The 11,906-nt window shown below is 49.5% G+C and carries 9 protein-coding genes; 3 read left to right on the top strand and 6 right to left on the bottom strand.

Features of this window, described 5'->3' with window-relative positions:
- Positions 1-67: 67 nt before the first annotated feature.
- Both fghA and AC51G0_RS24810 read right to left on the bottom strand, forming a co-directional pair.
- Entirely contained in the window at positions 68-907 is an 840-nt protein-coding gene (gene fghA / locus AC51G0_RS24815) for an S-formylglutathione hydrolase (RefSeq protein ID WP_496302234.1), read from the bottom strand.
- Between the two features lie 62 nt (positions 908-969).
- Complete coding sequence (locus AC51G0_RS24810) at positions 970-2,100, bottom strand: S-(hydroxymethyl)glutathione dehydrogenase/class III alcohol dehydrogenase (RefSeq protein WP_496302233.1); 1,131 nt, start codon at positions 2,098-2,100, stop codon at positions 970-972.
- Positions 2,101-2,348: 248 nt separating this feature from the next.
- Here AC51G0_RS24810 and AC51G0_RS24805 point away from each other — a divergent pair, with 248 nt between their 5' ends.
- On the top strand, positions 2,349-3,218 hold the full coding sequence (locus tag AC51G0_RS24805) for a LysR substrate-binding domain-containing protein (protein ID WP_496302232.1): 870 nt from the start codon (positions 2,349-2,351) through the stop codon (positions 3,216-3,218).
- Here the strand turns inward: AC51G0_RS24805 and AC51G0_RS24800 are convergent, their stop codons facing one another.
- The gene (locus tag AC51G0_RS24800; protein WP_496302231.1) at positions 3,219-5,015 is read right to left on the bottom strand and encodes a sigma-54-dependent Fis family transcriptional regulator; all 1,797 of its coding nucleotides are present in this window, start codon (positions 5,013-5,015) and stop codon (positions 3,219-3,221) included. It abuts the gene before it with no gap.
- A gap of 286 nt (positions 5,016-5,301) precedes the next feature.
- Here AC51G0_RS24800 and exaC point away from each other — a divergent pair, with 286 nt between their 5' ends.
- Both exaC and AC51G0_RS24790 read left to right on the top strand, forming a co-directional pair.
- Positions 5,302-6,822 carry an acetaldehyde dehydrogenase ExaC gene (exaC, locus tag AC51G0_RS24795; protein WP_496302230.1) on the top strand — a complete coding sequence of 507 codons (1,521 nt, stop codon included), beginning with the start codon at positions 5,302-5,304 and terminating at the stop codon, positions 6,820-6,822.
- A 627-nt stretch (positions 6,823-7,449) separates the two neighbouring features.
- The gene (locus AC51G0_RS24790; protein ID WP_496302229.1) at positions 7,450-8,772 is read left to right on the top strand and encodes a hemolysin family protein; all 1,323 of its coding nucleotides are present in this window, start codon (positions 7,450-7,452) and stop codon (positions 8,770-8,772) included.
- On the opposite strand, the gene AC51G0_RS24785 is transcribed toward AC51G0_RS24790, so the two are convergent.
- The 3 genes from AC51G0_RS24785 to AC51G0_RS24775 form a co-directional block, all read right to left on the bottom strand.
- Positions 8,769-9,977 carry an MFS transporter gene (locus AC51G0_RS24785; RefSeq protein WP_496302228.1) on the bottom strand — a complete coding sequence of 403 codons (1,209 nt, stop codon included), beginning with the start codon at positions 9,975-9,977 and terminating at the stop codon, positions 8,769-8,771. The two genes, AC51G0_RS24790 and AC51G0_RS24785, sit on opposite strands and share 4 nt — an antisense overlap.
- A gap of 148 nt (positions 9,978-10,125) precedes the next feature.
- Positions 10,126-11,628 carry a Mur ligase family protein gene (locus tag AC51G0_RS24780; protein ID WP_496302227.1) on the bottom strand — a complete coding sequence of 501 codons (1,503 nt, stop codon included), beginning with the start codon at positions 11,626-11,628 and terminating at the stop codon, positions 10,126-10,128.
- 114 nt (positions 11,629-11,742) lie between these two features.
- A complete protein-coding gene (locus AC51G0_RS24775; RefSeq protein WP_496302226.1) occupies positions 11,743-11,886 on the bottom strand; it encodes a hypothetical protein in 144 nt (47 codons plus the stop codon).
- Positions 11,887-11,906 lie beyond the last annotated feature (20 nt).

Here is an 11,906-nt window from a genome sequence, read left to right as displayed (position 1 = left end):
GACGCAAAAAGCCCGCCGGGCAAAAGCCGGGCGGGAAAGGCAGTATTAAAACAAAATTAACGAGAGACTAGCTGTTCAGGTATTTCGCATGGAAACGCAAGTGCTGATCAATAAAGCTGCTAATAAAGTAGTAGCTATGGTCATAACCCTCGTGCCGATGCAACTCTAGCGGATAACCGTTAATTTGGGCTGCTTCAGACAAAGCCTCGGGCATCAGTTGCGTGGCCAGAAACTCATCGGCATCGCCCTGATCCACCCGGGCAGGAACATACTGTTTTGCTTTCCGCATTAGCAAGCTGACATCGTAATCAGCCCACCTTTCTCGATCCTGCCCCAAATAAGCCATAAAGGCCTTCTGTCCCCAGGAACAGTTCACCGGCTGGCTGATCGGACTGAATGCCGATACCGACTTATACCTTTCGGGATTACGCATCGCAATCACCAACGCACCATGCCCGCCCATCGAGTGGCCGGCAATTGAGCGCTTTTCGCTGACCGGAAAGTGTGACTCAATCAGCTGTGGCAACTCATCAACCATATAGTCATACATGCGATAGTGGCGGTTCCAAGGAGCCTGAGTAGCATTGACGTAAAAGCCCGCGCCCTGACCCAGATCATAGCCGTCATCATCGGCAACATCGTCACCACGGGGGCTGGTATCCGGCGCCACGATAGCAACGCCAAGATCAGCTGCCAAGCGTTGTGCACCAGCTTTCTGCATGAAGTTTTCATCACTGCACGTTAGGCCAGAGAGCCAATAGATCACTGGGACTTTCTTGCCGCACGCTACCTGAGGCGGCAGAAAAATGGCAAACCGCATAGTGCAGTTCAAGGTATTGGAGTAATGGCTATATTGCTTGTGCCAACCGCCAAAGCTCTTGTTTACACTGATATTTTCAATTGTCATCTTAATGCCCCTCGGCACGGTTCAGTCCCCTCATTCGAGGGAACTGAAATATAAGCGAGTAATTACTTATCGAAGTGAAGTACAGTACGGATGCTCTTACCTTCATGCATCAGATCAAAGGCTTCGTTAACATCTTCAAGTGCCATAGTATGAGTAATGAAGTCATCAAGCTTGAACTCACCCTTCATATAACGCTCTACATATTCAGGAAGCTCAGAACGGCCTTTCACACCACCAAATGCAGAACCTCGCCATACACGACCCGTTACCAGCTGGAACGGACGGGTTGAGATTTCCTGACCGGCACCGGCAACACCGATCACCACAGATTCACCCCAGCCTTTATGGCAGCACTCAAGTGCAGAGCGCATCACGTTAATGTTACCGATACATTCGAATGAATAATCAACACCACCGTCAGTCATCTCAACGATAACGTCCTGAATAGGCTTATCGAAATTCATTGGGTTAACGCAGTCGGTTGCACCCAGCTTACGTGCCAGTTCGAACTTGCTTTCATTAATGTCAATCGCAATAATACGGCTCGCTTTCGCCATTGCAGCACCGATAATGGCTGACAGGCCAATACCACCCAGGCCGAATACCGCCACTGTTGCGCCTTCTTCCACTTTTGCCGTGTTCATCACAGCGCCCATTCCCGTGGTTACGCCACAGCCAAGCAGGCACACCTCTTCAAGTGGCGCTTCTGGGTTTACTTTCGCCAGTGAGATCTCTGGCAGTACCGTGTACTCAGAGAATGTCGACGTACCCATGTAGTGATAGATAGGCTCGCCATTTTTTGAGAAACGGGTTGTACCGTCTGGCATTAGGCCTTTGCCCTGTGTTTCACGAATTTTCTGGCACAGGTTGGTTTTGCCAGATTTGCAGTACTTACACTCACCACACTCTGGGGTATAAAGCGGAATAACGTGATCACCAACCTGAACACTGGTGACACCCTCACCGATAGATTCAACAATACCGCCACCCTCGTGGCCAAGAATACAAGGGAAGATACCTTCAGGATCATCGCCAGATAGTGTGAATGCATCGGTATGGCAAACACCCGTTGCTATCATGCGAATGCGTACTTCACCTTTTTGCGGCGGCATCACATCAACTTCTTCCATTGACAGTGGTTGGCCTGGGCCCCAGGCAACGGCAGCGCGTGATTTAAGTGTTTGTGCGGTCATTTCTTTTTCCTATCTTCAGTCTTTTATAATCTGCGAACGGTGTGTTCCGTTTCGATGGGGTGCATTATATTGACTTCACTGGTGATGATAATCCTGACAAATTACAAATAACTTTTACACATAGGTAATAATCAAACCTTAAACAGAGAAACTATATCGACAGCTCATCGCCTGTAAATCCCTTGCATTTATTGCCATTTAATCGATAATCCAACCCAATCGCAGGTAATTATTACGTGGTAGTAGCAATGTTTAACTGGGAAGGTGTAAGCGAATTTGTCGCTGTCGCTGAGGCTGAAAGTTTTACCGCGGCCTCAAAAAGGTTAGGAATATCAACGGCTCAGGTCAGCCGCCAGATCAGTGCGTTAGAAAAAAGGCTTGCCGCCAAGCTGTTTTACCGTACCACCCGCAAAGTGTCAGTCACCGATGTTGGCCGTACTTATTACCAACACTGCCGGCAGGTTCTCGACGGATTGGAAGAAGCAGAGCGGGCCATCAGCAACCTGCAAAGCTCACCAAGAGGAAGGCTGAAAGTGACTGCCCCCGTCACCTACGGGGAAGGCACTATCGCGCCGCTGATCAACAACTTTGCGCTGGAATACCCGGAGCTGGAAGTCCAATTGCAACTGTCCAACCAAAAAATCGACTTAATTGATGAAGGATTCGACTTGGCAATCCGGCTCGGAAAGCTGGAGGACTCCAGCATGATGGCTAAACGACTCGGTTCGCGTACCCAATATGTCTGTGCGTCTGAAGCGTACCTGACTACCTATGGCGTACCCTATTCATTGTCTGAGCTAGAGCAGCACAACTGCCTGCAAGGCACATTGGATTACTGGCGTTTCCAGGAAAATGGCAAGCCACGCAATATCCGGGTCAAAGGCAACCTGCGCTGTAACAGCGGCCATGCCCTTACCGACGCGGCACTGAAGGGGATCGGGATTGTTCAGTTGCCGGATTACTACGTCCAACAGTATATCGACAGCGGCCAGCTGCTTTCGCTGCTGACCCAATTTACCGAAAGTGATGACGGGATTTGGGCACTATACCCACATAACCGCCACCTATCGCCTAAAGTCCGGCTATTGGTTGATTATTTGAGTGAGCAACTTGGTTGATTAATTAACCCCCAGTTTCTTGAGCTTGCGATATAAGGTATTTCGACTGACGCCCAACATCCTTGCCGTCTTGCTGATATTGCCTTTGTTGGCACGGTAGGTCTCAAGCAGGGTATCAGAGATTGTTGTTCTGAGATCTTTTGCCTCTGTGGCCTCTGACGAAAGCTTTGCAGGCAGCTTTAATAATGGTTCGGCGATATGCTGTGGCAGGTGGCCAAGCGTAAGCTGCTCGGCATCGTCTGATAGTAGCGATGCCACCCGCAAGACATTGTCCAGCTCACGGATGTTGCCCGGCCAGTGATAAGCTGTCAGCAAGTTCATCAGGTGATCACACACTACTTGCTCACCGCTGCGGTGTTTACTATGGATAGCCGCAATCAGAGCCTCGCTATCCTGACGCTCGCGAAGCGCGGGCAATGTCAGGATCAGTCCGTTCAAGCGATAATACAGATCTTGCCGGAACAATCCTTGTGCCACCAGCTCATCAAGATTTTTGTGGGTCGCGGCCACTATTTGAATATCAACTTTTGTCGGCTGATTACAACCAATCGGCACCACTTCTTTTTCCTGCAGCACATGCAGTAATCGGCACTGAGCCGCCAACGGCATATCAGCAATCTCATCGAGGAACAAAATGCCCTTGTCTGCCTGGCGTACCTTGCCCTGGTACCCCTGTTTACTGGCACCGGTAAACGCTCCCGGGGCATAGCCAAATAATTCAGACTCAATCAAATCTTGCGGCAATGCCCCGCAATTCACCGCCACTAACGGGCCGGCATGACGCTGGCTATGACTATGTAGCTGTTTGACAAACTCTCCCTTGCCGACCCCGGTTTCACCCAAAATCAGCAAGCTGACATCTTTATTGATCAACTTACAGGCCTGTTGCCACGCCTGCTCCATTCGGCTATCGCCATAATGGAGCGGACACGACGGCGAATAGACTGCAGACTTTTTGACCGTTGGGGAGGCTTTCTGGATCGGCTGGCAACTGAACACCAACCCGCCGGAAGGCACCAACGAGCGGCTTACTGTTTGCAGTGGATTATCCATCAAGGAATCAATATGGCACCCCAGCATTTTTTGCTGATCCAGCAAACGGGCAGCAACAGCATTATGCGCCACCACATGCCCGTCTTCGTCTGCAATAACAATGCCCTGCCAACCACTAGTAAGCAACTGTTTATCAAATGCCAAATCAACCCGTATTTTGCCATTGGGCACCTGGCACAACAGGCTGTTTTCAATGAGCTGTACCATATTCTGAATCAACAAGCGCGTCTGCTCAGAGTGCACCTGTTGCTCACTGGTAATATCCAGCACCCCCAGTAAATCACCTGACGGGCTAAAAACCGGGCCTGCCGAACAGCTGATGAAACGATGCTTGCGGATAAAGTGCTGATCACCGATCACTGCCACAAAACGTTGATCGGCCAAGGCCGTACCAATGGCATTGGTACCCTTAAGGCTCTCTTGCCAGCAGACACCCGATTCCAGGGCAATACTGGTCAAGCGTTGTTCAAACCGTGATTGCCCCCATGCACCGATAATCACCCCTTCCGAATCAGTCAGTAACAGGCGGCTATTGGTACCTGCAAACATCTGGTTGAACAAAGGCACGGCCAACTGTTCAACTGCAGCGGTTAATTTTTTTGCGCGGTATTGTCGCTGTGCCAACTGCTCTCGGTCGAGCCGAACATGCTCGGGAGCATGCTGTTCTTCAAGCCCGGCCATCTGGCTACGGTACCAAGACTGTTCCAGCCAGTCCTGTTGGGGGGTATCAACAAATGAGTGCATAGATTAACTGTTCCATGTTGTCACAGTGCAGGTGTGCCATTTTGTAACAGTTGAACAATTTCAACGAGATGGCGCTGTTATCTGTGATTGCAGATGTTCTTACATAAAATTTTATTAATCATAGCGTTACATTTTATTAACAACAAGTCTGTAATTCTGGCCTGCTGTTTGCGTTAGTACTAATCGAAAGTAACAACAAGAGCAACACAACAGAACATTATTAAAAACAATCAGCTGCGATGAAGCAGCCTCGATTTGATGAACAGAAGCAAAGAAGGAACGACCTATGATCTACGCACAACCAGGAACCGACAATGCTGTTATTACATTCAAGCCTCAATACGATAACTATATTGGCGGCGAATGGGTAAAACCTGTCAGCGGTGAGTATTTCAACAACATTTCGCCTGTTAACGGCGAATCCTACTGTCAGGTGGCTAAATCAGGGGAAGCCGACATCAATCTGGCGCTGGATGCTGCCCATAACGTGCGGGCTAGCTGGGCTGCCACCAGTGTCACCGAGCGTGCCAACATTCTGCTGAAAATCGCCGATCGTATCGAGCAGAACATCGAAATGCTAGCTGTTGCCGAAACATGGGAAAACGGTAAGCCAGTACGCGAGACGCTCGCTGCCGATCTGCCACTGGTTGTCGATCACTTCCGTTACTTTGCTGGCTGTATCCGCGCTCAGGAAGGCTCGGCAGCCGAGCTGGACGTTAATACTGCGAGCTATCACTTCCCTGAACCAATTGGTGTCGTCGGCCAGATCATTCCATGGAACTTCCCAATGCTGATGGCGGCATGGAAACTGGCACCGGCCATGGCGGCTGGCTGTTGTGTAGTACTAAAACCCGCCGAGCAAACCCCAACGTCAATTCTGGTGTTGATGGAGACTATCGGTGATCTGATCCCGCCAGGTGTCATCAATGTCGTCAACGGTTATGGCCATGAAGCAGGTCAGGCACTGGCAACCAGCAGCCGCATCGCAAAACTGGCCTTTACCGGTTCAACCGAAGTGGGTAACCATATCCTGAAATGTGCTGCCGACAGCCTGATCCCATCGACAGTTGAGCTTGGCGGCAAATCACCGAATATCTACTTTGGCGATATCTTTGATCATGAAGATGCCTACCTAGACAAGTGCATAGAGGGGATGTTGCTGGCCTTCTTCAATCAGGGCGAAGTTTGTACCTGCCCTTCACGAGTACTAATCCATGAGTCGATCTACGACGAGTTCATTGCCAAAGTTGTAGAACGCGCGCAAAACATCAAGCAAGGCAATCCACTGGATACGGATACCCAGGTTGGTGCACAGGCTTCCAAAGAACAGTTTGATAAGATCCTGAGCTACCTGGAAATCGGCCGCAATGAAGGGGCAGAAGTACTGGTTGGCGGTAATGCCGTCCAGCAGAGCGACGGGCTGGAGCAAGGCTACTACATTGCACCGACTATGCTCAAAGGCAACAACAAAATGCGCGTCTTTCAGGAGGAGATTTTCGGCCCGGTGATCGCCATCACTACCTTCAAGGATGAAGCTGAAGCATTGGAAATTGCCAACGATACCGAATATGGCCTGGGTGCAGGTGTATGGACGCGTGATACTAACCTTGCCTACCGGATGGGACGCAATATTGAGGCCGGTCGTATTTGGATCAACTGTTACCACGCCTACCCTGCACATGCTGCTTTCGGTGGTTACAAAAAGTCCGGCATCGGCCGAGAAACCCACAAGATGATGCTTGATCATTACCAAAACACCAAAAACCTATTGGTCAGCTATGATGTCAACCCATTAGGGTTCTTCTGATCTACGTTATTTAGTTTAAATAAGCTCTTCGTAACAGGCCGGTATGCCTACAATACCGGCCTGTATTTTTTATTTCAGACCAAAATTGCATCTTGAGTAGGCAGCCTCACCACTCAACCCATTGTTATTTGTAAGAAATCATTAATTACACCGAGAATAAGCACTCACCACACGTAATATTCAGCTAATATTCAGCATGCGACTGAGAAACTTATTGCACTAGTTCGTTACAAGGATATTGCATATGGAATGCCACTGCGCTCATATAATTCGTATAAAACGGAATTTCTGGCAACGCTTTGTCTACAAGTCGATTCACCGCTGCACGCAATGCGGCAAGGTTTTCAAGATTTAGTGATCGGCAAAATAACAACAAGCGCAAACACACAAGAAAAGAGCCGCTTCTTAATGTGGCTTTTTTCTTGTGTGCTCTGCCTAACTCAGCCCCTGCAATACGCCGCATCTTTCCCAATCTTCTAGATAGCTAACATTATTGCCCGATAAAACAACATAATGTAAATAATACCAATATGTTTTCTATCCCACGCCTTATCTGCCCAGAGCTCTCCCTGTGACAAGTACCTTGAAGTGATTGGGGCATATACAGAAGCAGAACAGGAGAAAAGCATGGATATTGCCATACTCATTATGCTTATTTTTCTCAATGGTGTTTTTGCCATGTCTGAGATCGCCCTGGTGACAGCCCGCAAGAGTCGCCTGCAAAAGCTTGCTGAAAACGGGGACACATCCGCAGCCTGCGCCATCAAGCTCGGACAGGTACCCACCCAGTTTCTCTCCACCGTTCAGATAGGCATTACGGCCATCGGCATCTTAAACGGTATTTTTGGCCAGGCCGCGCTGGCAGAGCCGCTTGCCGCTTTCATGAATGAATTCGGCTTTAACGAAAAAACCAGCTCGACAGTTGCGACAACCATTGTCGTTATCGCCATTACCTACGCGTCTATTGTGATCGGCGAACTTGTACCCAAACGACTCGCGCAGCTCAATGCCGAGCACATAGCAAGGGTGATGGCACGCCCTATCTCTTTGCTGGCTGCAGTCTCCCGACCGTTTGTGTTCCTGCTGACAGTATCTACCGATATGATCCTTACTCTAATTAGCAAAAAAGGGGCAGACAGCACTCATCTGACCGAGGACGATATTGAAGCAGTACTCGACGAGGGAAAACAAAATGGCATCATCGAAAAGCAAGAGCACGACATGGTTCGCAATGTGTTCCGCTTCGATGACCGCAAGGTGGTGTCGCTGATGACCCCGCGCAGCGAAACTATCTATCTGGACACCAATCACCCTCTGGAGGCTAACCTTGACAAGCTACTCGGATCTGAACACTCCTACTTTCCGGTCTGCCGTGGAGGATTCGACAATGTACAAGGCCTAGTTTCTGCCAAGCATCTACTTCAGAAGCAGCTCGACGGCAACATCAACCAGTTTTCCGATTCTCTGCTAGCGGCTGTATATGTGCCCGAAAACTGGACCGGAACCCAGTTGCTGGAGCTGTTCCGGGCCTCCGGTGATCCTATGGCTTTTGTGGTCGACGAATATGGCGATATTCAAGGTATCGTCACCCCTCTGGACTTGTTCGAGGCACTGGTCGGCGAGTTCAATACCAGTGATCCCGAAGATTTATGGTCGGTACAAAATAACGATGGTAGCTGGCTACTAGATGGACTGATCCCGGCTCTGGTGCTCAAAGACATGCTGGAACTAAAAAGTATGCCCGAAGAAAAAAAGGGCAGATACCACACCCTAAGCGGAATGATGATGCTGCTTATCAGTGGCCTCCCACACATCGGTAATATCACCGAGTGGCAAGGGTGGCAGTTCGAGATCCTGGCGCTTGATGGCAACCGAGTCGACAAAGTAAAGGCGAGTCGATTGCCTGTTGAGGGCAACCGCCAAGAAAAGGGTGAGAAGCCAATTAACTAATCTTCATGAGGAAACAAAATCGCCACCAAGAGCAAGCTAAGCGAACAAAGCACCGCCATCACAAGGTAGGATTTCGGCAAACCAAGAGATGCACTGCTCCACCCAGCCAGCAAATATGTAAAGAACCACCAAAAATGAGACAGAGAAAAGTGTGCTGCAAAATAAGCAGCAGCATCCGGCTCTTCACAAGAATGAGTCACCAGGACCCCGGCAGGGGTTTGAATACACGACATCCCTATTCCTAACAATAAGCAAATAGCAATAAAACCAGGCCAAGAAGGCGTCAGGGTGCCTAAAAAAAGCGCCAGAACGATACTGATACCGCCAGCGATCATAAATGGCCGAATGTTCCGCTTTTCCAGCCAACCAGGCAGTTTAAATGCGACGATCATCGAGCCGAACCCGACCACAGCCATTGCCAGTGCTGTTTCTCTGTCACCGCCATCAAGCACCTGGTTGATATACACCACGGTATTTACAATCACCATGGCACTCGCTCCGGCAGCTGCAAGATAGGCCATCCATAGTGCTCGAAGCCGAGGCGTGCTCAAATAAGACTGGATACCAAACTTAAGGTTATTCCATACTCCCTTGCCGTGATCTACTGGCATAACAGCAGGTAAAGTACAGCGGATGATCAGTACACCGGACAGCAGGAATGTCAGCGCATCAAGAATAAACAGGTCACGAAAACCAACCAGCATAAGCAACACCGCAGCCAGCAAAGGACTAATGATTTGCTCCAAGTCATACGCCATACGGCTATATGACAAAGCGCGGACGTACTGCTCCCTATCTGGCAATACCTGTGGCAATGTGGATTGAAACAACGGGGTAAAACCAGCAGAACAGGCATTGATTGCAAATACCAGCACATATATTTGCCAGCTTTGGGTCACCCACGGCAGGCAAAGGATCAAGCCCGCCCGGATAATATCTAGCACAAACATAAACTGCTTTCGTGGCAGCTTGTGGGCTATCGCACCAAACATCGGTGCCAAACCAACGTAAGCGATCATCTTCAGCGCAAAAGCCGTGCCCAACACCGCACTGGCATCTTCAGCTTCCAGTTCCCAAGCCAGCAAAGCCAGAGTCACCGAGCTGATCCCAGTGCCGATCAATGAGATGACCTGGGCACTGAGCAGCTTCAGATAGGTGGTATTTTTCCGCATAGGCAGCGGAGTACTTATTGTTTCAGTCGCCATGTTCTTTGTCCTGACAGCATCCGTGGCCGTCATTAAAAAAAACGGCGTGGATTCCATAAGTGTTAGCCAAGCCCGCTTGCTATGCCCAGTTATTACTCGACAATATCCGGGTATCACAGGTCACTACGAGCCTATTACCCAAACTTTTCTAAGCACATGCACCACTTAATGCTGTAGCTACATTTTCTGCTGGCAACGCTTCGAGATTTTCAGGTGCCGGCAGACCTGCTGCTGACATCAAAGCCGCAAAGTCACCAATATATGGCTGGGGATCATTCTTGTTACTACTTATGTATTGATACTTCTCCGGCCCCTTGCCGCATAGCAGCAACACATCATCTGGCATCAAGCACGACACGGCCAGCTCGATAACACTCTGGCGATCATGGTTGGCACTGCTGTTACCGGTAGTTACCTTACTGCTCATTGCAGCGAACAACGCATCCTGGCATACACCCAGCGGGTTATCTGTGGTAAAAAATACATGGTCAGAGCGCTCACTGCACAGCTCGCCAATCGCGGCCGCGTCAGCCAGACGGTCACCCGTAACCCCAATCACGGTATAGATCCGCCCGTTACTGTGACGCTGTACATTCTCCAGCAAGTTGAGCAGGCTATCGTAGTTATGGGCATAGTCGATAATTGCCGTCGCACCATTTTGTAGCGGGTAGACCTCGCAGCGACCAGGGGCATGCTGCATGGTGGCGAGCATCTCAACTGCCGTCGACATGTTAATATCCATTGCTGCCAACGTTGCCAACATCACGAGAGAATTTTCAATATTGAACGTAAATGGCAGAGCCGTCGTAACCGGAAATGACTGCTCCCGATAGGCCAGCTTGAACTGACCGCTATGGCAAGATGACGTGATATCAGAGGCAAAAATGTCAGCCCCGGGATCAAACATGCTAAAAGTGATCACCTTCGCTTTGCTGCGACAGCGCTCAATCATCGCCAGCGCAAGCTCATCATCAAGGTTAATCACCGCAATACCACCGGGCTTCAGGCGATCAATCAACCTAAGTTTGGCCTGGATATACTCATCCCGGCTCTTATGGTAATCGAGATGATCACTGCCAATATTGGTGATCGCCACCACATCGAAATCGACAATACTCACCCTGTCTTGTGACAGCGCATGGCTGCTGACCTCCATCACATTGTGAGTCACCCCCGATTGCTCCATGGCATGGAACAGGTTCAGCAGGCTAATCGCATCCGGCGTAGTATTATCCAACTCAACCTGTTCATCACTGAACTGACAACCCAGCGTACCGGTATAGGCAGACTTGAACATTCGGTTCAGCAATGCATTAAGACAATAGGCAACCGTAGTTTTGCCGTTCGTCCCTGTGACGCCAATCTGTACCAGCTTATCCTGCGGGTATTGGTAATACTGATTAATCAAACTGACACTGTTGCTAAAACTCGGCGTCAACAGGCAGGGAACATCAAGCTCGAGTGGCTTGTTGGCTATCACTCCAATAGCGCCTTTCTGAGTCGCCTCATCGACAGATTGATGACTGTCCCAGTTTGGCCCCTGGCGACAGACGAAGACATCACCGGGTTTAATAGTCTGGCTATTGGACTTGAACTGGGCTAGATCCAGCTGGCGAAGTTGCTCTAAGTTTGCTGTATTGCATTTTTTCATAATTGTTATCTGTCGCTGGAGGTAAGCGATATGAACCTGCTTCGTTTCAGCCATAAAGGCAAAACAAAGTCATTTCATGGTGATTGTGCTGCTATTGTAATGGCTCTCAGGCCATCAATGTAATCGAATGGATTGATTAAAGTTATGAGTAATATCAATTGGCGTGGTGTTGATCTCTTTGCCGCTACCGGAGCTCACCGAGCCGAACACGACCAGGACGGCAGAAAGGGAACCAGGGATCCGCAACCAAAAGCTCATAGGCGATTACCTCCATCAGA

The sequence above is a fragment of the Photobacterium sp. HL06 genome (assembly GCF_059552575.1).
This window is presented reverse-complemented; position numbering and strand designations above follow the sequence as displayed.